Raw genomic sequence first — 24,809 nt, 5'->3', positions numbered from 1 at the left:
ATAGGTCCTATTCTTGTGAAGAGGAGCCATCGGCGCGGATGGCTCCTCTTTTTTTGTGTTAATCGGACGTTCTATCTTCTCAGTTTCGTCATTTTATGACAAGATGATAAAGAACGTATCGTTCGATCATGAGAAACAAGAGGGGGACGTTTTCAATGGAACAACTTGTGTCAACCAAAGAGACGGAATCAACGACACCAGTAATGAAAGCGATTCAAAAACACACGGCCGGGTTTGGGGCAAAACTGGTCGACGTACCAGTTCCGACACCAGGACCTGGAGAAGTACTCATTCAAGTTAAAGCGACATCGATTTGCGGGACCGATGTCCATATCTATGAATGGGATGAATGGTCACAAAGTCGCGTCAAACCACCGTACGTATTCGGTCATGAGTTTTCGGGGGAGGTCGTTGCGCTCGGCGAAGGGACGAAACGGATCAAAGTCGGACAGGCGGTGTCTGCTGAAACACATATCGTCTGTCATCAATGTAAGCAATGTTTGCGCGGTCAGTACCACATCTGTAAAAACACAAAAATCATCGGGGTGGACACGCAAGGATGTTTCGCAGAATATGTCGTCATGCCTGAAGAGAATCTATGGGTGAACCCGGAGTCGATGCCAGCGAAACTCGCTTCGATTCAAGAACCACTCGGGAATGCGGTCCATACGGTGTTGGCGAGTGACGTGTCAGCCAAATCGGTCGCCATCGTCGGTTGTGGCCCAATCGGACTCATGGCGGTCGGTGTCGCCAAAGCAGCAGGGGCGAGTCGTGTCTATGCGATTGACGTCAATCCATATCGTTTAAAACTCGCCGAAGCGATGGGGGCAGATGTCGTCATCAACAGTTTAGAAGAGAATCCGCTCGAGTTGATTGAGCGTGAGACCGACGGAGACGGAATCGATGTCGTCTGTGAGATGAGCGGACACCCGATTGCCATCGATCAAGCGTTTAAGATGGTCACGGCAGGTGGGGACGTCAACGTCTTGTCACTTCCGGCTCGTCCGGTCGCCATCGACCTCACACGGGACGTCGTCTTTAAAGGGGTCCGCGTCCAAGGAATCACGGGCCGCAAGATGTATGAAACGTGGAGTCAAGTCTCGACGATGCTTGCGACGGGTCAGTTGGACGTCGAACCGATCATCACACACGTCTTCAAGCTCGAAGAGTTCGAAAAAGGGTTCGAACTCATGCGGGCAGGGAAATGTGGAAAGGTCGTCTTAATACCTTAAAGGGGGAAACAACATGGCATTTGAACATATTACAGAAGCAATCAATGAGATGAAAGAACAAGGGACGTTCCGTAAGCTCGTCCCGCTCGAATCGGCACAAGGGAATGAAGTGACAATCGATGGGAAGTCACTCGTTCAGCTGTCATCAAACAACTATCTCGGACTCGCGAATCACCCGCGTCTGAAGCAGGCGGCGATTGAAGCGGTCGAACATTACGGTGCAGGAACGGGATCAGTCCGTACGATTGCCGGGACGTTCGAGATGCACGAAGCGTTCGAGCGTGAACTCGCGGAGTTCAAACATACGGAGGCCTCACTCGTCTTCCAATCAGGATTCGCGACGAACCTCGGAGTATTGTCTGCACTTCTTGGACCGGAGGATGTCGTCATCAGTGACGCCCTCAACCATGCGTCAATCATCGATGGGATTCGCCTCACGAAAGCGGCTCGACGTATCTATAAACACGTCGACCTCGAAGACTTGGAGAAGGCGTTGAAAGAGACGCAGGACTATCGCACACGTCTCGTCGTGACGGACGGCGTCTTCTCGATGGACGGGAACATCGCACCGCTTCCGGCCATCGTCGAACTCGCAGAGAAGTATGACGCTGCGGTCATGGTCGATGATGCGCATGCATCCGGCGTCCTCGGGAAGAACGGACGTGGAACGGTCAACCACTTCGGATTGGACGGTCGCGTCGCGCTACAGGTCGGGACGCTCTCAAAAGCAATCGGTGTCTTAGGTGGCTATGTCGCCTGTTCACAAGATATTCGGGATTACTTGATCCACAAAGGTCGCCCGTTCCTCTTCTCGACATCACATCCACCGGCAGTCGTGGCGGCGAACCGTGAAGCGATCCGTGTGATGAAAGAGGAAGAAGAGCTGTTCGACAAGCTATGGGCGAACACGGAGTTCTTCAAGAACGGTCTACGTGACCTCGGTTTCGATATCGGACATGCGACGACACCGATCACACCGGTCATGCTCGGCGAAGAGACGCTTGCGCATTCATTCTCAGACAAGTTGAAGGAACATGGCGTATTCGCACAGAGTATCGCCTTCCCGACGGTCGAGCGTGGGAAAGCACGCATCCGGACCATCGTCACAGCGGAGCATACACGAGACGACCTCGAACGGGCACTCGAAGCGTTCAAGACGGTCGCGGAAGAGTTAAATGTGACATTACATGCATAAACGAGGACTGCAGACAATCTGTCTGCAGTTTTTTAGTGGATTGGTCTATGAAATCGAGTATATTCAAATAGAGCACAAATGAAGTAAATTGAAATATAGCGTATTTCTTAATATTTCAATTACCGTATTTTGATTGAATCAGTACATATTAGAAAAGAGGAAAGGCTATGTTTCAGCAAGGGATCTTTCAAGTGGGAATGGTATTAGATCGAGAGACGTTTTCGATTCTGACGATTTCACCACCATTCATAATAAATGTGATATTTAGTGTCCTGATTTTGATTGGCGTCTTGTACTTTCGGAGTGAGAGATGGAAAGGGAAATTGTGGAACGTTGTACTGATTTGTTACGCGTTCTTATTCATCTTTGTCTATATAGGAGCCTGGTTTGTGAGGCTGAAATACAACCTTACACCGAGTTTCAACGAGTCGTTCGCTCTCGAACCCTTTCCTGGATGGAAGATTTTTTCATACAATGGATTGAGAACGGTATAGAAGAACCGAATTTGACAGTAAATGCGATTGCGTTTGATGCGTTGTTGTTCTACTTCAGGAAGTTCAAGGGTAAATATACGTGGATATTAAGGCTTTTCGCAGTGATTCCTGTCAGCTTATTTTTCATCATATATATTCCGAAAGTCTTTAGTTGGTTATTGCAATAAAAAAAAAGCAAGGCGCAATGCCTTGCTTAAATCGTGATCATTCCTCTAAAACCTCGAGCGGCATAATAGGAATCTGCACCATTGTGGTAGACGAAGATGTGATCATAGCGACGGTCGCAGAACAGGGCGCCACCTTTTTGACGAATGGTGTCCGGTGTCTGAATCCAACTTGACGTCTTCAAATCGAATGCACCGAGCGTTTGTAAGTGTCGGTATGTTTCTTCATCGAGAAGGGTTATGCCCATCTGTTCAGATAGGGCGACCGCGCTTCCGGCGGGTTTGTTCTTCTTACGTGCCTCAAGAGCTGGTTCGTCATAGCAGAGACTTCGTCGACCGCTCGGACTCTCGGCTGAACAGTCGCAAAAAGCGAGGTCTCCGTTAGGGAGTCGAATCACGTCCGGTTCTCCGCCGGTCTCTTCCATCAAGGCGAGTGAGGTCAACTTATCCTGATCAATTTGAATACGCTCCAATATGTCTGACCAGACGACGTCAGAATGACGTTCAACGTTTTCAGTGAAACGAGACTCGAGGGTATGAAGTAATTCGAGGGTTTCTTCGTGTGAAAGCTTCGACATGAGAATCACTCCAATCATGTATTTCTTTCAGTATACGACATTATTTAGTTCAATTTACTTCATTCGTTACAAGAAAGGAGAATCTGGTTTGAACTTTGATGAAACAAACGTCGAACATTTACATGTTCAGTCATTTCAGACGATGGATTTGTTCACATTGAAACATGGCTATTTAAGTCGATTGCCAGCCGGTTCATATCGAGTCACAGATTATTGTGAACTTGACGTGATGGTCACGAGTTCACAATTAGGACGACTTCGGTACATTGATTTGACCTTGCCGTTAGGCGTTTACATAGGGGAAAAACTTTTCTTATTGTATGATCCGTATAGTCGTGAGATCTATTCAACACAGACACGGATCAATCTCGATAAACGACGCATTTCGACAGTTGATTTTCTAAGTGCTTACAGTCGCGAGTTTCATGACCCTGATTCGTTTTCTCTAAAGAAAGAAAATCTATTTAACCTACCGTCGGATAGCAACTGGAGGGAATTTGGGTTACCAAAAGTGAAGTCGGCAGCGGCGTTCTTATCTCAACTATTATGTATATCAGATGTCACTTCGTTTCAGACAATTTTGAGGAACAATCGATTTCTATCTGATTTCAAGGAATGGGCAGATCAGACAAAGTGTGAGTACAGTATCGAACATCATGGGAGAAGGATATGGTCGAATGACTATATAGTGACATGCAATCTTTCAAATGTATCTGAAAGTGATTTCCTGCAATTGGTTACAATGATTGAGACAAGAGAAGAATTAGAAGAATTTCGATTTTTGATTGAGACTGAAGCGTGTATACTTTCACTTTTCATTTTAGGAGATGTTAGGCGAGGCTATGGCGTCGGAGTATTTCAATACGAAAGTGACGAAAAGGAGGAGTGACAATGGAGTTTGAGGATCTATTCTTCTATCATGGGATGATACATGTGTTTGATTTTCAGCATGATTTAGAATCGAGTCGCCTCACCTTTCAAGTGAAATTACTCGATCACCAGAGAAAGCGAAACACGACATTCCGTGAACGAGTCGAAGTGGGCGGGGTTCATTCCCGGCGAGAAGTGATCAATGTAAAACTACGCTTTGAAGATGTCGTCTATATGGAGGTCATTCAAGAGTCATTTGCGGATGGAATCATCGATGAACCGTCAGATGAGTTCGAAGGTTCGCAAATCAAACGATTCGAGCAATCCGGGTATTTGGATTTCTTGACACGAACGCGTTTCTCGTTTTGGGAGTTGATACATGACGATTCAACACCGTTCACGCACTATCGTATTTGCGGCCTGAACTCAGTTTTAGAAATCATCACTCTTTCGGAACCGACCGTTGCATCTGTGATTTCACTCGATTGTAATCGAAAAGGAAGTCCAACCATATATTTCGGTGGAAAGTTCTATACATAAAGGCGCCCTCTCTTAGAGAAGGCGCCTCTTGTTTATACAGATGATGCGGTCAAAATGGACTGTTCGGTCAATCGTCCAATCCAGATTAACGGAAGGGTCAAGAATGCACCGAGAAGGTATACCGAATCAATCGGGAGCCCATCCGCAAGAAGACCGAACAATAAGCTTCCCATACTGAATGCGAGGGCATATCCCGTTTGTTGCACACTGTACACATAAGGAAGTTGTGTAGTCGAGATCTGTTCTTGAATGACGGTGTTCGTCTGAATGATGCGGATTTGTGTGGCTGCGCCTTGAATCACTAACGCCAAAATCGCAAACGCGAGATGCTCGGTCACGCCGAACAACAGAGCGGCAACAATGGATAAGACGGCAGTCGACGGTAGCGAGGGTGCTCGACGAGACCGATAAAGATAAGCACTCGCCGCGATCATACTAATCAAAAATGATGCGTTAAGCGTTCCCCACCAGCCTGTATCGACTTGCAGATGTCGCTCGAGATAGACGAGAAGCAACGCTGAAATCCAAAGCGTGCTGACAAATGATTCATACGTCACAAACCAAGTCACACGACGAGCGAATGGTGACGTTCTTACATAAGTAAGACTATCGCGTAAGGTAATCGATTCCTCCGTTCCATCATCGACGATGTCTTCCGTAAGCGATTGATAGAAGTAAATCGTCACAACCGTTGAAAGGCTGAAGAGAACGAGTGAAACGATTAATGCAAAGGCGCTAGACGAGAGAGAGACGAGCATCGTCCCGAGCGGCCACATCGCGAGTTGGATGAACTGGTTGGAACCTTGAACTAGGCTGTTCGCTTGTTGACGATTCGTCGCCAAACTTGGGATGAATGAGGCTTGAATCGGACGTGCGAATCCATCGAGAAATGCAATCCACATGACGAGGCCGAGAACAAGAATCGAATCCGTGAAGAGAACGAGAACAAGGGTGATCGTCTTCATCAGTTGTGACAGGACGAGCGTTTTCCCGAGCGAGTAGTGGTTGAGGATGCGGGCGAAAAAGAGTCCGCTGAGCGTCATACCGGCAGTCACGGCAATCGGGAAACTGGCCGCCATGAGAGCGGACCCAGTTTGTTGATACAGCAAGGCAATGAGCGCGACGATGTATAGGACATCGCCAATGTTTGCGAGCCATTGGCTAACGAGCAGTGTGTAAAACGATTTCATCACAAATCTCCTCCGAATCTATTTAATTTGGTAGGTTAGACGAATCGTTTTTACACATTTTCACCTCTTCATAAAATGATATTAAAATAATTATACAAAATTTGATTAATTCTGTAAACTTATCATATGGGTGAAATTGTCATAATAGAAGAGTGGAATGTTCAACAAGCTTTGATGGTAGTGGGTAAAAAGCAATTACGTGGGTTACTTTACGAAAGTGAATTGAAAAAATAATGAATGATAAGGATGGGACTATATGCTTGAATATAAACTAAATGATGATGTCACACTGAGAATGTTCAACACAGACGATGCGGACGAGTTATTTAAGCTCACGATTGCATCGAAGCCTTATTTGCGAGAGTGGCTTGGTTGGCTCGACTATATTGAGACGGTGGAAGACTCGAAGCAGAACATAGAGGGACGAATTAAAGGGTTGATTGAAACGGGCGGGCACCCAAAATCGTTCGCTTTGATGTATAAAGGAGCACTGGCCGGAACAATTGGATTTAACGAAATCGCTCGTGGTATCCAATGTGGCACAATCGGATACTGGCTCGGACAAGAGTTTCAAGGGGAAGGCATCATGAGTCAAGCGCTCGAGACCATCATCGAGTATGGGTTTCAAGATTTGAAACTAAATAAAATTGAGATCCGAGTCGCGACAGAGAATGTGAAGAGTCGGGCACTTCCGGAACGATTCGGCTTTAAGAAAGAAGGGGTCATTCGAGATGCGGAGTGGCTGTATGACCGTTACGTCGATCATGTCGTCTACGGGTTGTTGAAACATGAATTTTTGCAGCTAAACCATCATTCTAAAGCTTTTGATGAGGCTGGACATCGTATGTAAACAACGACGAGACATTTTAAAAGGGGACTACTGAATGACAACCATATATTTTGTCAGACATGCACATTCTACCTATACACCAGACGAATTCGCCAGACCGTTATCTGAGAAAGGAATGCATGATGTTGCTGAAATTACAAACCTTCTAATCGATGAGGGGATCGATATCGTGACTTCGAGTCCATATAAACGAGCCGTTCAAACCGTAAAAGGCATCGCGGATTATCTTGGACAGGACGTTGTAGTGTCGGATGATTTGAGAGAGCGAACCTTGACTTCAGAACCGGCTAAAGACTTTACAAGCGCGATGGAGACCGTTTGGGAAAATCCTGCGTTCGCATGGGAAGGGGGAGAGTCGAACGATCAGGCTCAATCTAGAGGGGTAGAGGCTCTCATATCACTGCTCAGTACATACGAAGGGAAAAAAGTGGTGCTCGGCACACATGGAAATATTATGGTTCTCATGTTGAATTACTTTGATGAACAGTATGGATATGAATTTTGGAAAGAACTCGACATGCCGGATATCTATAAGGCGACTTTTGAGAACAACACATTAATGAGTGTCGAGAAGTTATATAAACCTCAAGGTTAGAAATCGATTGACTATAGATGGTAAGGATCAAGTTGTCTTCGTACCATTGGATAACCTGAAATCGTACAGACCAAGACCCGCCCTTCACGAGAGGGCGGGTCTTTCGTCTGACTCAAATAACTCAGTTCCGAACTCTTCATACGCCTGTTCATACCGGCGGAGGGAAGATTCCTTATGCATACAGGTGATATTCATCCGCTCGGATGGTGTCAGATCGACCGCATATGTCTTCAACACATGGGCGTTTCGAAGCATCGATGGCGTGACGGAGCGCGCGAGTCCACTTCGTTCGTTCAACTGCCGCATCATCTTTGTGATCATGACGATCGTCAATTGCTTCGGTTGATTCTTCGCATACACCCAGCGGAACGTCATCCGGGCAAAATCGAATGAGACGAAGACCGGGTCTTCTGAATACCAACGTGGTCGTACCGGGGTCGGGATATCAGCCAGGTAATTCATGAGCAACGATTGATCTTCCTGTGACAGCTTCAACGTGAAACGGTTTCCGAGACGATCGTACACGTCGAAGGTGTGATCGACCAGATGCAAGTCGCTCATTCGCAAACGAATAATGTGATGGACACGCAATCCATATTTATAGAAAAGCGTCACAATCAGTTCGTTCCGATTGACGAGATAAGGATGAGCTTGGAGCTGATTCTCACTCAGTCCTCTCGTCGAACGAATCGTTTGAACGAGTCGGTCGAATTCAGATTGGAGTGCGACTTGGTCGACTGTCAACGTATGTGCCGGTTGGGAATAGGCAAGCATCTTTTTACGAAGCGGATTTAAAAATTGGGTCAGGCTATTGATGACCGTGACGATTCTTGCGACGGTCGCCTGTTGATAGTGCTTCTCTTCGATTAAGAAGTCATTCACGAATGTCTTCCACGATTCGAGCGGAACGTCTAACCAGTCCGTCGGTTCGTTCAGTTCGACATTGTGGTCGTGAAAGTATTTATGCACGTCAATCAAGTCGTAGCGATATCGCTTAAGCGTCGAGGGTTGACGACCGCTGGCGCCGAGATGATAGAGGTAGGTTTCAATAAATTCCGGGAGCGGGTAGTCTTTTCTTCGTTTCGTCATGGTCGAGCCTCCTTCTTCCTTTATCCTACCACAAACGGACGTTCTCTATACGCTGATTCGTGGTAAGATGGAAGGTGAGACTTTATGGAATGAGGGATTACATGATTGAACGTGAAAAAGTTGTCATCGTCGGTTGTCAGTTGCCTGACATCGATGATTGGACATATGAACAGTCGATGGGCGAGCTCGTCGAACTCGTGGACACGGCGCAAGGCGAAGTCGTTGCCAGACTCGACCAAAAGCGTCAACAAATCGACCGTCGTACCTTTATCGGGAAAGGGAAAATCGAGGAACTCGCGATGCTCGTCGAACAGTTCGAGCCGGACTTATTGATTTTCAACGCCGAATTGACACCGGCACAGTCGAAGAACATTCGCATCGCCTTGAACGACCCGGATGAAATGAAATTGATCGATCGCACCCAGCTCATCTTGGACATCTTTGCGAGCCGTGCGCAATCGCGGGAAGGGAAATTGCAGGTCGAACTCGCACAGATGAACTATTTGCTACCACGTCTCATCGGTCAGGGGACGCAGCTCTCGCGACTCGGTGGTGGAATCGGGACGCGTGGTCCTGGTGAAACGAAGCTTGAATCGGACCGTCGTCACATCAAGCGACGCATCGATGAAATCACGAAACAGCTCGAGGGGACAGTCGCACACCGTGGACGTTACCGAGAACGCCGGAAAGAAAATCGCGTATTCCAAGTCGCGCTCGTCGGGTATACGAATGCTGGGAAGTCGACAATCTTTAACCGATTGACTGATGCCGACACGTACGAGCAGGATGAACTGTTCGCGACGCTCGACCCGTTGACGCGCGAGCTCGAACTTCCGCGAGGCGGGAAGGTGCTGATCACCGATACGGTCGGATTTATCCGTGACTTGCCGACGAAACTCGTTGCGGCGTTTCGTTCGACTTTGGAAGAAGTCGTCGGTGCCGACTTGATCCTCCACGTCATCGATGCATCGAACCCGCACTACCTGAATCAAATCGATACGACGAATGCGGTATTGGAAGAACTCGGTGCGAGTGAGGTACCTCAGCTCGAGGTATATAATAAGAAAGACCGTCTCACGAAAGACTTCGTCGGCGGACCACTGTTGATCTCGGCAATCGCATCGGAAGATATCGTGACGTTGACAGGAGCACTCGAGGATAAGATTGCGGACATTTTGACAAGAGTCCATGTCATCCTCCCGGTGACGGCGTTTGAACATTACCACCCGGCCAAAGAGGCGATGTATCGTCTTGAAGAGAGCTTTTTAGATGACGGTTCTGTCGAATTAGTAGGTTATATGAGAGAAGACACGCGTCTATATGCGACGCTAAAACAATTTGAGGTGTAAGTATGTGGCAAGAAAAGATTGAACATTATGATGCGCTCGCGCCGTTCGTAAAAAAAGCGGAGGCACGGGTCAAACCGTTTTTCGAAAGGATTGACGAGACGGCCGAATTCAACCAGTATCGCGTCTTAGAATCGTTTAAAAAGCATAAAGTATCAGATTTTCATTTTAATCCGACGACGGGATATGGGTATGACGATATCGGCCGGGACACGCTCGAATCCATTTATGCGGATGTGTTCGGAGCCGAGCTCGCGCTATGCCGACCGCAGATCATCTCCGGTACCCATGCAATTGGGATTGCCTTGTTCGGTGTCCTTCTACCAGGTGATGAGCTGCTCTATATCACGGGGAAGCCGTATGACACGCTTGAAGAAATCGTCGGCATCCGTGGCGATGGTCGCGGTTCGTTGAAAGAACTCGGTGTCCATTACGATACTGTCGAGTTAAAAGAGGAACGTGAAATCGACATCGACCGCGTCCTCGAACGGATTCGTCCTGAGACGAAACTCGTTGGGATTCAGCGATCGAAAGGGTATGCGAATCGTCGCAGTATTCCAGTCGATGAAATCAAAGTGGCCATCGAACGGATTAAAGCGGAACATCCGCATGTGTATGTGTTCGTAGACAACTGTTACGGTGAGTTTGTCGAGACGATCGAACCGACGCACGTCGGGGCTGACTTGATGGCTGGTTCCCTCATCAAGAACCCAGGCGGTGGATTGGCGAAGACGGGCGGTTATATCGCTGGTACGAAAGAGTTGATTGAACGGTGTTCGTTCCGGATGACGACCCCAGGTATCGGAAGTGAAGCCGGACCATCACTCTACTCGCTTCAAGAGATGTATCAAGGCTTCTATATGGCACCTCATACAGTCGCACAGGCATTAAAAGGGGCCCATTTGACGGCAAGTCTATTGTCTTTGATCGGATTCGAGACAGATCCCCACTATACGACTCCACGAACGGACTTGATTCAGTCGGTGACGTTCCGTGACCGCGACAAGATGATTGCGTTTTGTCAGAGCATCCAAATGGCATCGCCGGTTAATGCCCATGCGTTACCGGTGCCGGCCTATATGCCGGGTTATGAAGATGACGTCATCATGGCAGCTGGGACGTTCATTCAGGGTTCTTCCATCGAGCTGTCTGCCGATGGTCCGCTTCGGGCGCCGTACACGGCGTACGTCCAAGGTGGTCTGACGTATGCTCACGTAAAAGTCGCGCTCATGTTGGCGTTGAGCCAATTACACGGTAAAGGATTGGTCAAATTCAATGACCAAAATCAGCCGACACATTTGTAACTAATCTGTCATGTTAACTTTATTAACATCTATTGACAGGATTGTTGTCATATATTATTCTCACATTGTGAGACAGAAAAGGAGGGGGAAGGATGGCCGATCAATTTCGTCGCTCCAACCCGTTGTTTCCGATTGGAATCGTCCAAGATTTGACGCAACTGACAGGTAGACAGATTCGGTATTACGAAGAACAGGGTCTGATTTCGCCTAGTCGGACGGAATCGAAACGACGACTTTATTCCTTTAATGATGTCGAACGTCTACTCGCAATCAAGGATTACATTGATCAAGGCTTTAACTTGGCGGCGATTCGCCACATGTTAGAGCAAGAAGGTGAAAAAGAAGCGGAAGCATCTGCTCCGACCGCACCGGTCAGTGAAGCACCGAAGGTTTCGGAAAAAGAGTTACATCATTTGTTGAAAACACAGCTTCAAGAAGCCGGTCGTTTCAATAAGACGTCGCTCATTCAAGGTGAGCTTTCACGTTTCTATCGATAACGCCGCACACATCAACCATTACGCAATGTGAGAGGGGACATTTTACCATGGCCAGAAAAACGTTCACAAAAGAAGACATTAAACGCATCGCACAAGAGGAAGACGTACGCTTTATTCGTCTTCAATTCACGGACATCCTCGGAACAATCAAAAACGTCGAGGTGCCGATCAGTCAATTGGACAAAGCACTTGATAACAAGATGATGTTTGACGGATCGTCAATCGAAGGATTCGTCCGCATCGAGGAATCAGACATGTACTTGTATCCAGACCTCAACACGTGGGTTGTCTTCCCGTGGACAGATGGCAGCGGAAAAGTTGCTCGCTTAATTTGCGATATTTATAACCCAGACGGCACACCGTTCAGCGGTGACCCGCGCGGTACACTCAAGCGTAACCTTGAGAAGATGCAAAAACTTGGTTTCACAGCGTTCAACGTTGGACCAGAGCCAGAGTTCTTCTTGTTCAAAAAAGACGCATCAGGTCGCCCGACTCTTGAACTCAACGACCAAGGTGGATACTTCGACTTGGCACCAGTTGACCTCGGTGAGAACTGCCGTAAAGAGATCGTCATCGAACTTGAAAACATGGGCTTTGAAATCGAAGCATCACACCACGAAGTAGCACCAGGACAACACGAAATCGATTTCAAATACGCAGATGCTGTCACGACGGCAGATAACATCCAAACGTTCAAACTCGTCGTTAAGACGATTGCAGCGAAGTATGGTCTTCACGCGACGTTCATGCCGAAGCCGCTATTCGGTGTAAACGGTTCAGGGATGCACGCGAACATGTCACTCTTCAAAGGCGACACAAACGTCTTCTACGATCCAAACGGCGACATGGAACTTTCAGACACAGCTCGCGCGTTCACAGCCGGTATCTTGGAGCACGCTCGTGCCTTCACGGCAGTATGTAACCCGACTGTCAACTCATACAAGCGTCTCGTACCAGGCTACGAAGCACCTTGCTATGTTGCATGGAGCGCACGTAACCGTTCGCCACTCGTACGTGTACCAGCGGCACGTGGTCTCTCGACTCGTATCGAAGTACGTTCGGTTGACCCGGCGGCGAACCCGTACCTTGCACTTGCTGCCCTCTTGGCTTCAGGTCTTGACGGGGTCGAAAAAGATTTGAATGCACCTAAACCAATCGATAGCAACATCTACGTGATGGACAAGCCAGAGCGTGTAGCAAACGGAATCGACGATCTCCCGGCCACACTCTTCGACGCACTCGAAGTCCTTCGTGCGGACAAAGTCGTGATGGACTCACTTGGTGAGCATATCGGTGAACACTTCCTCGAGTTGAAAGAAATCGAGTGGGATATGTTCCGTATGCAAGTAACAGAGTGGGAACGCGATCAGTACATGACGCTCTACTAAATAGAAGAGATACATTAAAGAGTATGGAGCATCCCTCAATTTGGGTTGTCCATACTCTTTTTGATAAATCATAATAGCGGAGATATCTTTATGATTCCGGCTCTTCTCTAACCTTCACAGGGACCCAAACCTCGCTATATACGTTGTCATATCCTGTTTCTATTTTGCTAAATGAAATGCTTGGTAAGTCTTGAAGTGCGTATCCCGAAGAAGGTAACCATTCTGCATAGGTTCTTGCCATCGTCTCTTGTAGAGTGCTTGGGAATGGTCCAGTGTTCGGGAAGATTGCCCATAAACTTTTTGGGATTGAGATCACTTCGACATCGTCATACTTAATTTCTCTTGTCGTGGCAAAACCGATCATATGTGTCAAATAACCTTCTTCTTCTAAGTGACCGTCTTCAAAGTTGAACGATACGTTCAAGGCACGATGCGGATATAAATTGCCCAATTCATGCATGTGAGCCCGTTGCTGTTCCGTAATCGACTTCGCGAGTTCCATGATTTCTTCGTTGACTCCCTCGAATTGAATAGGGACACGCTTTGAAACTCCAACGATTTGAAAAGCTTCTTTTTCTTCTAACTTGAACTCCATTAATGTTCCTCCTTTTATATCGATATAAAACGTGAAGCGAGGGAACGACTTTTGAATGTGATTCTTCATAACTTCAGAAGGCAAATGACCAGACCAATCTCGAAACGCTCTGGAAAACCCTTCGACCGATTGATATCCATAGAGATATGCGATTTCTGTTACGCTTGAACCATGAACCAATTTTTCATTTGCGATAGAAAACCGTCGATTTCGTATATAAGTGTGAAGTGTCATTCCTGACATATACGAAAACATTCTCTTAAAATGATGAGCAGATAGTCCGGTGATTTTTGTGATCTCTGAATCTAAAAGTTCTTCCGTTAAGTGCTGTTCGATAAAGTCCATCAGCTCATTTAATGCTTTTACCATCAAGTTCTCCTCCTTCATAGTTTGACAATATCGGATTTCTTCCAACTCATCTCGATAATTTGCGTGCAGGAAAGATCGGGTCGTATTAGTTTAAGCATTTCATTCATAAAATGGATACCCTATAACACGTTATCATTCCAATTAAAACAAAGGACCACCTTCTGTACTTCACGAAGGTGGTCCTTTGTTGGTTAAAACGCTTTTTTGAAAAACGTTGAAGTATAGTCGAGCGTCGTATGCAGTGTCGTCGCAAACACGAGCCCTAAAAAGAAAGACATGCCATGAATGTCCACCCATGAGCGGATTGCCTCTTCGTATGCCGTGAAGGGCAAGATCAGCACGAGCGGGAACCCGATATATGCAATCCGAATCACATCACTCAAAGCAGGTAGGTGCGAGAAGAGCGAACGGTGCGGCATAAGCTTTACGTAAGGGAGCCAGATCAATTTGAGTGGTCCCCATCGATAATAGGCGTCTGATTTTAAATCGAGGTCCGGGGAGAGCCAAAGTGTACCGATAATGGCGCCGATGATCAAAGAGAATGGAACATCGATCTCAAGAAAAGGCGTGGCAACCGCGAGTGCTCCGGTTGCCACGAGATTCGTTCGGGTATGGGTCTTGCCACTAGCCATTAATGAATCGTACGGTATACACCGATAACCTTTCCTAAAATCGAGACGTTGTCAAAATACATCGCTTCTAACTCGTCGTTCTCCGGTTGAAGGCGGACCTTTGAAGCTTCCTTGTAAATCCGCTTCACGGTCGCTTCGCCTTCTTCCGTCATGGCGACGACAATCTCTCCATTGTCGGCCGTGCTCTGTTGGCGCACGAGCACCCGGTCCCCGTCCAAGATGCCTGCGTTGATCATCGAATCCCCAGAGACAGACAACATGTATACATTATCTGACCCGACGATATGTGCCGGGAGCGGGAAGTGTTCTTCCACGTTCTCGATGGCGGTGATCGGCGTCCCGGCAGTGACCTTCCCGATGACCGGTACGTACATGACGGACTCCTGCTCTTCTATTGTCGGCATATCGTCAGTCAAAATTTCAATCGCGCGAGGCTTCGTCTTATCTCGACGAATCAATCCGCGTTTCTCTAAACGATCTAGATGACCGTGTACGGTCGAACTAGATGCTAAACCGACGGCTTCTCCAATTTCACGAACAGAAGGCGGATAACCTTTAGCCCGTACTTCGTCTTTGATGAAATCAAGAATCTGTTGTTGTCGCGCTGACATTTTTTTCATTATGTTCACCTCGATATAATCGAATAACCTGCAATCGCATCCTATTCTTTATGTGTCTAGTGTAACACAAGAACACATGAGCGTACAAACATTCGTTCGTTTTTTTGTGTTGACCGAACACGGGTTCTTGTTTTATGATGAGAACAGATAAACGAACAAACGTTCTAACGAACATATATTCTTATACGGGAGGCAATTCAATCATGAAAGACACACTCAACGGAATCATTTTAGTCGGGATGCTCTTGGTCGGGATGTTCGCTTTTTATTTGGCTGGTGAAATGCGAGGGGAACCAAAAGTTGTCGATCCGGTCGTCACGTCAGAGCGGACGATTGAACAAGAGGTCGCATACGTCGAAGCGGAATCGCTCGAAGCACAGATCATGGCAGAGCGTGAAGAGCATAACGAACGAAAAATGAAATGGTATGCCGCTGAGTGATTGTTCTTCATTGCGAACTATTCTTGAACTGTGTATCGTAACAAATGAATGCAATGAAAGGGAGTGGTGCGATGCGAGTCGTCATCTATTGCCGGGTATCGACGAACAAGTCTACCCAAGAGACATCACTCAGTCGGCAAGTCGAAGAATTACAGCAGCTGGCTTCGGGATTAGGGGCCGACGTCATAGATGTCATCACAGAGCAAGAGAGCGGTTATGAAGTCAATCGGCAAGGGCTACTTGATTTACTTGACCATGTATCCACTTCTCAGCTCGATGCTGTTCTCGTCACGGATGACAGTCGTTTAGGACGAGGGAATGCCAAGATTGCGATCTTGCATACTCTAATGAAGCATGACGTGCGATTGCTGACGATGCAGTCGACGTCGGACTATGTCGTTTCCGATGCCGAGAAGATGGTATTGGAGATTGTCAGTGTTGTCGAAGAGTATCAGCGTAAGATTCATAACGCTAAAATTTCTCGTGGGATGCGCCGTGCCGTCGCCAACGGATTTAACCCACAGCGCAATATTCAAAATAACGATCAAGGCGGGCGACATCGAATCGAAGTGCCGATTGAAGAGATTATTCAATTACGCGAGCGTGGCTTGACGTTTGCTGAGATTGCGGCGACCCTTCGAGGATTTGGTTATGAAGTCTCGAAAGCGACCGTCAATCGACGTTATCTCGAGCACCAGTCAGTAGCTGAAACTTGATTCTTCCTCTTTGATTTTGTAAAGTATAAGAACAAATTCACTAGAGAGGGGGCGAGTCAGATGTTAGCACCAGGACAATTGGAGCGAATCAATTTCCTCGCCAACAAAGCGAAGACAGAAGGACTGTCTCAAGACGAAATGAACGAGCAACAAGACTTGCGTCAAGAATATTTGAAGGCGTTTCGTCAATCGTTCAAATCACAAATGATGGGGATGAAAGTCGTCGACCCAGATGGGAACGACGTTACCCCAGAGAAGTTGAAAGAAGACCAAAAACGTTATCGCGGTGAGTGATCCCGAATGCACATCCTATTTCGTATAGGATGTGCATTTTTGTTATACACGAACACGCATCAGACGAACGGATTACACATTATTTCATGCAATAGAAGGAAACGATTTCATCAAATGTGTTATACTAATTAATTAGTTGTGACACACGATTGAGTGTGATAAAATATGACGGGTAGAAAACCTTCTTAACACAGAGAGGATGAAATTAGTGGAAACAACTACTAAAGAATTATTAGCGATTAACTCGATTCGGACGCTCTCAATTGATGCGGTCCAAAAAGCGAACTCTGGTCACCCAGGGATGCCGATGGGCGCTGCCCCAATGGCGTTTACACTTTGGACAGATAAAATGCGTCACAACCCGAAAAACCCGAACTGGTTCAACCGTGACCGTTTCGTGCTTTCAGCGGGTCATGGATCGATGCTCTTGTATTCGCTCCTTCACTTGTCTGGCTATGATTTGTCGATGGACGATTTGAAATCATTCCGTCAAATGGACTCGAAAACACCTGGTCACCCTGAGTACCGCCACACGGCTGGGGTAGATGCGACAACGGGCCCACTTGGACAAGGGATTGCGATGGCTGTCGGGATGGCCATGGCAGAGAAACACTTAGAAGCGACTTACAACCGCGACGAGTTCAACGTCGTTGACCACTACACGTTCGGCATTTGCGGTGATGGAGACTTGATGGAAGGTGTATCTGCTGAGGCGGCTTCTCTTGCAGGTCACTTGAAACTTGGTAAACTCGTCGTTCTTTACGATTCAAACGACATCTCTCTCGATGGCGACCTTCATAAGTCATTCTCTGAAAGCGTAGAAGACCGATTCAACGCTTACGGATGGCAAGTTATTCGTGTCGAAGACGGAACGGACATCGATTCAATCGCAAAAGCGATTGATGCTGCGAAAGCAGAGACGTCGAAGCCGACATTGATCGAAGTCAAAACGGTCATCGGATTCGGTTCACCGAACAAGTCGGGTAAATCGGCATCACACGGTGCGCCACTTGGAGACGCTGAAATCGAATTGACGAAACAGTTCTACAAATGGGAAGGCGAGTCATTCTACGTTCCAAACGAAGTATATGACTTATTCAACGAGAAAGTTGTCGAGCCTGGTGCGAAATATGAGTCAGACTGGAACGAACTCGTTGAAGCGTATAAAGCGGCACACCCTGAGCTCGGAGCACAGTTCGAGCGTGCGATGAACAATGAGCTTCCTGAAGGTTGGGATAGCGAGTTGCCGACATTCGAAATCGGTTCGAAAAAAGCAACACGTCAAACGAGCGGTGAAGTGTTAAACGCAATCGCAAAAGCAGTACCGACACTCTTCGGTGGGTCGGCTGACCTTGCCGGATCGAACAACTCGATGATCAAAGGTGCGGCAGACTTCGATGAAGATCCAGCTGGCCGTAACATCTGGTTCGGTGTTCGTGAGTTCGCGATGGCTGCAGCTGTGAACGGTATGGCCCTTCACGGTGGTGTCCTTCCTTACGGTGCGACGTTCTTCGTCTTCTCGGATTACCTCCGTCCTGCAGTCCGTCTCGCAGCACTTATGGGACTTCCATCGACGTTTATCTTGACGCACGACTCAATCGCAGTCGGTGAAGATGGCCCAACGCACGAGCCGGTCGAACATTTGATGAGCTTCCGCGCGATGCCGAACCTCTCTGTTCTTCGTCCTGCTGACGGCAAAGAAACGATTGCAGCTTGGAAACAAGCAGTGACATCGAAAACGACTCCTTCACTTCTCGTCTTGACTCGTCAAGCGTTACCAGAACTCGAAGGTACATCTATTGAAACGGCAGCAAAAGGAGCTTACGTCGTTGCAGGTGAATCGAAAGATGCAGACGTTCTCTTGCTCGGTACAGGTTCTGAAGTACACGTTCTCGTTGAAGCGCGTGAACAGCTCGCGTCAGAAGGTGTGAAAGCGGCAGTCGTCTCGATGCCATCATGGGAACTCTTCGAAGCGCAATCTGCAGAGTACAAAGAATCTGTTCTTCCATCTTCAGTCACGAAACGTGTATCACTTGAAGCGGGTGCGACACTTGGATGGTACAAATATGTAGGATTCGGTGGTAAAGTGCTCGGAATCGACAAGTTCGGAGCATCTGCACCTGGTGACCTCCTCATGAAAGAGTACGGCATGTCAGTCGACAACGTCGTCAATGCAGTAAAATCACTTTAATCTCAAGTTAGATTGTTGTGACGGCCAATTGTTTGGCCGTCACTTTTTTTCTGGACGACTAGCGAAGTTGTTCAATTTAGTGTATAGTAAAAAACGATGTTTCATATGGTAGAGGAGGTAAAGCCTTGAGTACATTATTCTGGATTCTTCTTGTCGTGGCAGCACTCATCGGGGGTATCGCGATTGGATTCTTTATCGCGCGTAAATACATGATGAACTACCTTGAACAGAACCCGCCAATCAATGAAGATATGATTCGTACGTTGATGATGCAGATGGGTCAAAAGCCATCACAGAAGAAAGTCAACCAAGTGATGCGCGCCATGAACGTGCAGATGAAAAACGAAAAGAAATCATAATCAATCACGAAAGCACTTCGGTTCCCGAAGTGCTTTTTTGTTTCCTCTTTTTGTTAGACAATCGAACAGACTTTCGCTACGATTAATAAATAATCTTCATCTAAAGACAAAGGGGGGCGTTTCACATTCGTGTATTCAAACAATTATCTTGGTTTTTGCGTCTTGAGTGGAAGACGTACGCGCTCGGCATCGTCTTACTGATCTTCGTGGCTGGTCTAGAACTGATTCCACCACGCATCATCGGACGGATTGTCGATGAGATCAACCGTGGTTCGCTTTCGTCCGACACACTCTGGCTATTATTAGGGGGACTTGCCGCTGTTGGAATTGGAAACTATATCGCCCGCTTCTTTTGGCGCTATTTTATCTTCGGCGCATCGATTCGTCTAGGAAGAATGCTTCGTAGCCAACTATATCGGCATTTCACAGATCTTGATCAGCGATTTTATAAAAAGTCACGGGTCGGTGATTTGATGGCCCATGCGACAAATGATGTACAAGCCGTATCGATGACGGCCGGTGCGGGGATTTTAACACTCGTCGATAGCGTGACACTTGGGACGTTCGTCATCATCACGATGATTACAACAATCAGTTGGAAATTGACGCTCGTTGCCTTACTACCGTTACCAATCATGGTCGCTTTGACGACGCGATATGGAAAGATGTTACATAGCCGATTCGGGGTCGCCCAAGCGGCATTTTCAGAATTGAATGACAAAGTGCAAGAAAGTGTCAGTGGCGTCCGTGTCTTAAAATCGACGGGGGAAGTCGGTCGGGACGTGGAATCGTTTGAGAATTTATCGAGTGAAGTCATGGCCAAAAACGTACGAGTCGCGAAGATTGATGCCTTATACGACCCGACCATCTTCGGAATTGTCGGATTGTCTTATATCCTTTCGGTCGGGTATGGAGCCGTCTTGATTGAACAAGGAGAATTGACGATTGGACAGATCGTCAGCTTCACAGCTTATTTGGCACTGTTGACATGGCCAATGTTAGCCTTTGGATGGTTGTTCAACATCGTGGAGCGTGGACGTGCGTCTTACGACCGGATTGAGCGGATGCTCGCCGTCAAACCTGAGATTCAAGACGACCGCATGGCTGCGACGACGCTCTCTCATTCAGAGGTGGAAGTTGATATTCGAAACTTCGCCTATGACGAGACCGTTGTGCTCCACAATGTTCATTTTCGGATTGAGCGTGGAAAAACCATCGGGATTGTCGGCAGAACAGGTGCAGGGAAGACAACGATTGTCCGTCTGTTGACACGTGAGTATGACGTGAAAGATGGAAAGATTAAAATCGGCGGGATCAACATCCGCCAAGTGAAAAAGTCACTTCTGATGGATAAGATTGCGGTCGTGCCGCAAGATCACTTCTTGTTCTCGGATTCGATTGCGAACAATATCGCGTTCGGAAGACCCGATGCGAGCATGGAAGAAATCATCGAAGCGGCTAAGGTCGCTGAGGTGCATGAAGATATCGTCCGTCTTCCGGAAGGCTATGCGACACTCGTCGGTGAACGCGGGGTCACATTATCAGGTGGCCAGAAACAGCGGATTTCCATCGCACGGGCGCTCATGACAGCGGCTGACGTCTTGATATTAGATGATGCGTTATCTGCGGTCGATGCGAAAACGGAAGAGTCGATTATCGAGCATTTTCGAGTCGGCAATCCGGACCAGGCGCGCGTCATCGTCGCCCATCGACTTTCCGCCGTGGAACATGCTGACGAGATTCTCGTGATTGAGGACGGAAATATCATTCAGCGAGGTCGTCATGAGGCATTGCTTCAGGAGACAGGCTGGTATCGAGAGACATATGATCGTCAGCAACTTGAAGCGATTGTAGAAGGGGGTGGACACGATGAAACATGATGTCCAAGAATGGCAAGTCATCAAGCGACTGCTCAGTTACGCGAAACGGTATGGTAAACCGCTCAGTGTCGCCTTCGTATTTCTCTTGATTGCGACAGGTGCAAAGTTGGCAGGGCCGTTTCTAATCAAAGTGTTCATCGATGAATTCGTCACACCGGGTGTCTATCCAACGAACTGGGTCATCGCTCTCTTCGCCGTCTATATGGTTCTTCACGTATCTGCAATCGTGTTTGATTATCTACAATCGATTTCGTTTCAAAAGATTGCGCTGAAGATTGTTCAAAATATTCGGATGGATATTTTCCGCCACGTCATGGGGATGCGGCTCGCTTATTTTGACCGTACACCAGCGGGCGTCCTTGTATCGCGTATTACGAACGATACGGAGGCGGTGAAAGAGCTCTATGTCGGAGTGATGAGTACGTTCGTTCAGTCCGCTGTTCAGTTGATCGGGACGTATATTTTCCTCTACATTTTAGAGCCGCCGCTCGCGACGATGGGGCTCATCTTGTTGCCTCTCTTTTGGCTCATCATTTGGGCGTATCGTCGTTTCTCGACGAAATATTTCGCACAAGTCCGGGATTTGTTGTCACAACTCAACGCCCAGTTGAACGAATCCATCAACGGGATGGGCATCATTCAACAATTTCGTCAAGAAGAGCGTCTCATCCGTCAGTTCGAAGAGACGAACGAAGCGCATCAGGAGGCACGATATCGGAACTTAAAACTCGATAGCATGTTGCTACGCCCAATCATCGAACTCCTTCTTGCCTTCTCCATCATCGGTCTGCTCGGCTATTATGGGGTGCTCTCCATGAGTGAACAGGTTCAGGTAGGGGTCGTGTATGCTTTCATCAGCTATATTGAACGTATTTTCCGTCCTGTACTCGATATCATGCAACGATTGAGCGAATTTCAACAAGCCGTCGTATCGGCGGATCGTGTCTTCAAAATTTTAGATACGGATGAACCGGCTCCAGGTAAACGGATGCCTGGTGAAGCGCGGATCACTGATGGGGAAGTTCGGTTCGAAGACGTGACGTTCAGTTACGACGGAGAAGTTGACGTGTTGAAACAAATTTCGTTCGTGGCGAAACCTGGTGAGACGGTAGCGCTCGTTGGTCATACTGGGAGTGGTAAAAGTTCAATCATCAATTTGTTGACCCGTTTTTACCCATATGAATCTGGTCGCATCACGATTGACGGGCAACCGCTCGAACAGTTCGAGGAGCAAGAGCTTCGTCATCAGGTCGGGCTTGTCCTACAAGACCCATTCTTATTCACCGGAACAATTGAAGAGAATTTGAAGCTGTTCAATCCGGACATCGATTCTGAGCGCGCGCGTGAAGCTGCTGAATTCGTCCAAGCGCATACGTTCATTGAAAAGTTGGATGCTGGCTATGGCCATGTCGTCGGAGAGCGTGGAGCGACGTTCTCAAGCGGGGAGCGTCAATTGCTCGCTTTTGCCCGTACGGTCGCACGTAATCCAAAGGTGCTTATTCTCGATGAAGCGACAAGCTCCATCGATACCGAAACAGAAGAGCGTGTACAGACTGCGCTCGATCGGATGCGTCGGGGTCGGACGACGATTGCAATCGCTCACCGCCTGTCGACGATTCAAGATGCAGATTTGATATTAGTCTTGCATCGCGGTGAAATCGTGGAACGCGGCAACCATCAACAGTTATTGAAACAAGACGGACTGTACAAAAAGATGTATGAATTGCAATCCGGACAACGTCTGATGTCTTGATTTGGAAAGGATACCTATTCAGGTGTCCTTTTTTCCATGGAAAAAGCTCGTCACACTAGGTGACGAGCCGTCAAGTTTCAAGAATGAAGTTTCTCTTTATTATGCTTTGATAGGACATGACGAGTGATTAGAGAGTCAAGTTCTTGGCTTACTGAAATGACTTCAGGTGAGGTCCAAGAATGCTTTGACGCGATTTTATACAGTTCATCACGTTTTTGTTCAATGGCCTGGTGTAGTGTATCTGCTGCGGTGACTGCCACGTTCGTTCCCCCATCATGTAAATTAGAATTTTGTGAACTGGAATATCCAAATCTTAGCACCTCCGTTTACAGATGACAAGTTTCATTTCCATTTCAAAAATTACAAAATGATGTTGAGGTTTGAAAGAAAAGATTCGAGCAATTTAAATAGGATTTCGCTATAATGGTCGTGAAAGGTGGAAATCGTCATGGAAGTCACATTATGGCTCGCATTTGGGGCGGGCGTCTTATCGTTCTTGTCACCATGTACGCTCCCGTTGTATCCGGTCTTTCTCTCGTATATCACTGGGGTTTCCGTATCTGAGTTAAAAAATGAAGGATTAAAACAGCGTACAGCTTGGTTCCACACATTTTCGTTCTTATTCGGTTTTTCGATTGTCTTTCTCGTGCTAGGGTTGTCGACTTCGTTGATCGCAGACGTCTTCATCCAATACAAGGACAGTCTACGCATGTTCGGCGCCATTTTGATTTTCGTGTTCGGCGTCTTTTTGGCGGGCTTATGGCAACCGCAATTTATGATGCGTGAAAAGAAAATGGATATCGGCGAACGAAAGAGCGGTTATTTTGGTACCGTTTTAATTGGTATTGGATTTGCGGCCGGTTGGACACCGTGCACAGGTCCGATTTTAGCTGGTGTGATCGCACTAGCCGCCACGAACCCGAGTCAAGGGCTCGGCTATATGTTGGCGTATGTCATCGGATTTGCAATTCCATTTTTGGTGATGGTCGCATTCGTTGGCAAGATCAAGTACTTAGCACGCAACAGTGCAAAAGTGGCAAAAGTCGGAGGCTATTTGATGATGGTGTTCGGCGTACTATTATATTTTGACGGAATGAATCGGTTCGCTGCATGGATGAGCGAGCTTGTCGGATTCACCGGATTTTAAGGGGTTGACCGAGATGTCAATGTTATGGGGGTCGACTCTCGTCGCGTTGTTAATGGGTATCGTAGCGAGCTTTGTTCGTGTAAAAGCATCGGCAAAGCCGACGAATGCGAAGAAAATTTTAATCCCACCACTTGCGATGACGACCGGGATGATTCAGTTTTTGATTCCCGCGTTTCGCTTATCATGGGTCGAAGTGGCTGAGGCCCTTGCGGTCGGGCTCATCTTCAGTCTGTTTTTGATTAAGACATCAAACTTTGAAAAACGGGACGGCGAAGTGTATCTCTCACGATCGAAAGCATTTTTCGTGGTCGTGTTCGCACTCCTTGCCATCCGTACAGCAATGAAGGTTTGGGTCGGTCATGAGGTCGATATCTTCTCGACCGGCGGATTGTTTTATTTGATTGCTTGGGGGATGATTGTCCCGTGGCGAATCGCCATGTATCAAAAATATAAACGAATCGCAATCACGTAAAAATGGAGT

At 47.4% G+C, this 24,809-nt stretch carries 26 protein-coding genes; 19 read left to right on the top strand and 7 right to left on the bottom strand.

Annotation, left to right across the window (positions count from 1 at the left end; translation table 11 throughout):
• Positions 1 to 155: 155 nt before the first annotated feature.
• A complete protein-coding gene (tdh, locus tag KNO68_RS05025; RefSeq protein WP_214684101.1) occupies positions 156 to 1,232 on the top strand; it encodes an L-threonine 3-dehydrogenase in 1,077 nt (358 codons plus the stop codon).
• Between the two features lie 13 nt (positions 1,233 to 1,245).
• Entirely contained in the window at positions 1,246 to 2,427 is a 1,182-nt protein-coding gene (locus tag KNO68_RS05020) for a glycine C-acetyltransferase (RefSeq protein WP_078147042.1), read from the top strand.
• Between the two features lie 687 nt (positions 2,428 to 3,114).
• On the opposite strand, the gene KNO68_RS05015 is transcribed toward KNO68_RS05020, so the two are convergent.
• Positions 3,115 to 3,663, bottom strand: coding sequence for a DUF4256 domain-containing protein (locus tag KNO68_RS05015; protein WP_215112385.1), 549 nt, complete (start codon positions 3,661 to 3,663; stop codon positions 3,115 to 3,117).
• Positions 3,664 to 3,751: 88 nt separating this feature from the next.
• Here KNO68_RS05015 and KNO68_RS05010 point away from each other — a divergent pair, with 88 nt between their 5' ends.
• Together KNO68_RS05010 and KNO68_RS05005 are read left to right on the top strand one after the other, a co-directional pair.
• On the top strand, positions 3,752 to 4,552 hold the full coding sequence (locus KNO68_RS05010) for a hypothetical protein (protein WP_215112165.1): 801 nt from the start codon (positions 3,752 to 3,754) through the stop codon (positions 4,550 to 4,552).
• A gap of 2 nt (positions 4,553 to 4,554) precedes the next feature.
• On the top strand, positions 4,555 to 5,073 hold the full coding sequence (locus tag KNO68_RS05005) for a hypothetical protein (RefSeq protein WP_215112164.1): 519 nt from the start codon (positions 4,555 to 4,557) through the stop codon (positions 5,071 to 5,073).
• Positions 5,074 to 5,105: 32 nt separating this feature from the next.
• On the opposite strand, the gene KNO68_RS05000 is transcribed toward KNO68_RS05005, so the two are convergent.
• Complete coding sequence (locus KNO68_RS05000) at positions 5,106 to 6,263, bottom strand: MFS transporter (protein ID WP_215112163.1); 1,158 nt, start codon at positions 6,261 to 6,263, stop codon at positions 5,106 to 5,108.
• A 256-nt stretch (positions 6,264 to 6,519) separates the two neighbouring features.
• On the opposite strand from KNO68_RS05000, the gene KNO68_RS04995 reads away from it, so the two are divergent.
• Both KNO68_RS04995 and KNO68_RS04990 read left to right on the top strand, forming a co-directional pair.
• Complete coding sequence (locus KNO68_RS04995) at positions 6,520 to 7,113, top strand: GNAT family N-acetyltransferase (RefSeq protein WP_215112162.1); 594 nt, start codon at positions 6,520 to 6,522, stop codon at positions 7,111 to 7,113.
• 34 nt (positions 7,114 to 7,147) lie between these two features.
• Positions 7,148 to 7,708, top strand: a complete 561-nt coding sequence (locus KNO68_RS04990) for a histidine phosphatase family protein (RefSeq protein ID WP_078147036.1) — start codon at positions 7,148 to 7,150, stop codon at positions 7,706 to 7,708.
• A gap of 84 nt (positions 7,709 to 7,792) precedes the next feature.
• Here the strand turns inward: KNO68_RS04990 and KNO68_RS04985 are convergent, their stop codons facing one another.
• Complete coding sequence (locus KNO68_RS04985) at positions 7,793 to 8,797, bottom strand: tyrosine-type recombinase/integrase (protein ID WP_078147035.1); 1,005 nt, start codon at positions 8,795 to 8,797, stop codon at positions 7,793 to 7,795.
• A gap of 101 nt (positions 8,798 to 8,898) precedes the next feature.
• On the opposite strand from KNO68_RS04985, the gene hflX reads away from it, so the two are divergent.
• The 4 genes from hflX (at position 8,899) to glnA (ending at position 13,332) form a co-directional block, all read left to right on the top strand.
• Complete coding sequence (gene hflX / locus KNO68_RS04980; RefSeq protein ID WP_215112161.1) at positions 8,899 to 10,146, top strand: GTPase HflX; 1,248 nt, start codon at positions 8,899 to 8,901, stop codon at positions 10,144 to 10,146.
• 2 nt (positions 10,147 to 10,148) lie between these two features.
• Positions 10,149 to 11,447 carry a methionine gamma-lyase family protein gene (locus KNO68_RS04975; RefSeq protein ID WP_215112160.1) on the top strand — a complete coding sequence of 433 codons (1,299 nt, stop codon included), beginning with the start codon at positions 10,149 to 10,151 and terminating at the stop codon, positions 11,445 to 11,447.
• Between the two features lie 92 nt (positions 11,448 to 11,539).
• A complete protein-coding gene (locus KNO68_RS04970; RefSeq protein ID WP_078147032.1) occupies positions 11,540 to 11,944 on the top strand; it encodes a MerR family transcriptional regulator in 405 nt (134 codons plus the stop codon).
• A gap of 47 nt (positions 11,945 to 11,991) precedes the next feature.
• A complete protein-coding gene (gene glnA / locus KNO68_RS04965) occupies positions 11,992 to 13,332 on the top strand; it encodes a type I glutamate--ammonia ligase (RefSeq protein ID WP_031423481.1) in 1,341 nt (446 codons plus the stop codon).
• 88 nt (positions 13,333 to 13,420) lie between these two features.
• Here the strand turns inward: glnA and KNO68_RS04960 are convergent, their stop codons facing one another.
• From KNO68_RS04960 to lexA, 3 genes are all read right to left on the bottom strand, one after another.
• A complete protein-coding gene (locus KNO68_RS04960) occupies positions 13,421 to 14,296 on the bottom strand; it encodes an AraC family transcriptional regulator (RefSeq protein ID WP_215112159.1) in 876 nt (291 codons plus the stop codon).
• A gap of 191 nt (positions 14,297 to 14,487) precedes the next feature.
• Positions 14,488 to 14,928, bottom strand: coding sequence for a metal-binding protein (locus KNO68_RS04955; protein WP_078147030.1), 441 nt, complete (start codon positions 14,926 to 14,928; stop codon positions 14,488 to 14,490).
• Positions 14,928 to 15,548, bottom strand: a complete 621-nt coding sequence (lexA, locus tag KNO68_RS04950) for a transcriptional repressor LexA (protein ID WP_078147029.1) — start codon at positions 15,546 to 15,548, stop codon at positions 14,928 to 14,930. The genes KNO68_RS04955 and lexA overlap by 1 nt, the downstream gene beginning before the upstream one ends.
• Before the next feature lie 203 nt (positions 15,549 to 15,751).
• Between lexA and KNO68_RS04945 the strand changes: the two genes are divergently transcribed.
• From KNO68_RS04945 to KNO68_RS04915, 7 genes are all read left to right on the top strand, one after another.
• Positions 15,752 to 15,988 carry a hypothetical protein gene (locus tag KNO68_RS04945; protein WP_012726458.1) on the top strand — a complete coding sequence of 79 codons (237 nt, stop codon included), beginning with the start codon at positions 15,752 to 15,754 and terminating at the stop codon, positions 15,986 to 15,988.
• 71 nt (positions 15,989 to 16,059) lie between these two features.
• Complete coding sequence (locus KNO68_RS04940) at positions 16,060 to 16,704, top strand: YneB family resolvase-like protein (protein WP_012726457.1); 645 nt, start codon at positions 16,060 to 16,062, stop codon at positions 16,702 to 16,704.
• A gap of 60 nt (positions 16,705 to 16,764) precedes the next feature.
• Positions 16,765 to 16,998: a DUF896 domain-containing protein gene (locus KNO68_RS04935; RefSeq protein WP_078147028.1), complete on the top strand. Its 234-nt coding sequence runs from the start codon at positions 16,765 to 16,767 to the stop codon at positions 16,996 to 16,998.
• A gap of 199 nt (positions 16,999 to 17,197) precedes the next feature.
• Positions 17,198 to 19,189 (top strand): transketolase, encoded by a 1,992-nt coding sequence (gene tkt / locus KNO68_RS04930; RefSeq protein ID WP_041917901.1) that lies wholly within the window; start codon positions 17,198 to 17,200, stop codon positions 19,187 to 19,189.
• Positions 19,190 to 19,314: 125 nt separating this feature from the next.
• Complete coding sequence (locus KNO68_RS04925; RefSeq protein WP_012726454.1) at positions 19,315 to 19,548, top strand: YneF family protein; 234 nt, start codon at positions 19,315 to 19,317, stop codon at positions 19,546 to 19,548.
• Positions 19,549 to 19,673: 125 nt separating this feature from the next.
• Entirely contained in the window at positions 19,674 to 21,428 is a 1,755-nt protein-coding gene (locus KNO68_RS04920) for an ABC transporter transmembrane domain-containing protein (protein ID WP_041917900.1), read from the top strand.
• A complete protein-coding gene (locus KNO68_RS04915; protein ID WP_214684116.1) occupies positions 21,418 to 23,181 on the top strand; it encodes an ABC transporter ATP-binding protein in 1,764 nt (587 codons plus the stop codon). The genes KNO68_RS04920 and KNO68_RS04915 overlap by 11 nt, the downstream gene beginning before the upstream one ends.
• A 77-nt stretch (positions 23,182 to 23,258) precedes the next feature.
• Here KNO68_RS04915 and KNO68_RS04910 read toward each other — a convergent pair whose 3' ends face one another.
• Positions 23,259 to 23,441 (bottom strand): aspartyl-phosphate phosphatase Spo0E family protein, encoded by a 183-nt coding sequence (locus KNO68_RS04910; protein ID WP_078147026.1) that lies wholly within the window; start codon positions 23,439 to 23,441, stop codon positions 23,259 to 23,261.
• 188 nt (positions 23,442 to 23,629) lie between these two features.
• Here KNO68_RS04910 and KNO68_RS04905 point away from each other — a divergent pair, with 188 nt between their 5' ends.
• Positions 23,630 to 24,328 carry a cytochrome c biogenesis CcdA family protein gene (locus KNO68_RS04905; RefSeq protein ID WP_078147025.1) on the top strand — a complete coding sequence of 233 codons (699 nt, stop codon included), beginning with the start codon at positions 23,630 to 23,632 and terminating at the stop codon, positions 24,326 to 24,328.
• 19 nt (positions 24,329 to 24,347) lie between these two features.
• A complete protein-coding gene (locus KNO68_RS04900) occupies positions 24,348 to 24,800 on the top strand; it encodes a CcdC family protein (RefSeq protein WP_078147931.1) in 453 nt (150 codons plus the stop codon).
• The last annotated feature ends 9 nt before the right edge of the window (positions 24,801 to 24,809 follow it).

It is taken from the genome of Exiguobacterium sp. s75 (genome assembly GCF_018617145.1).
Taxonomy (GTDB): domain Bacteria; phylum Bacillota; class Bacilli; order Exiguobacteriales; family Exiguobacteriaceae; genus Exiguobacterium; species Exiguobacterium profundum.
Note: the sequence above shows the minus strand (reverse complement) of the source record. Positions and strands in the feature narration are given on the sequence as shown.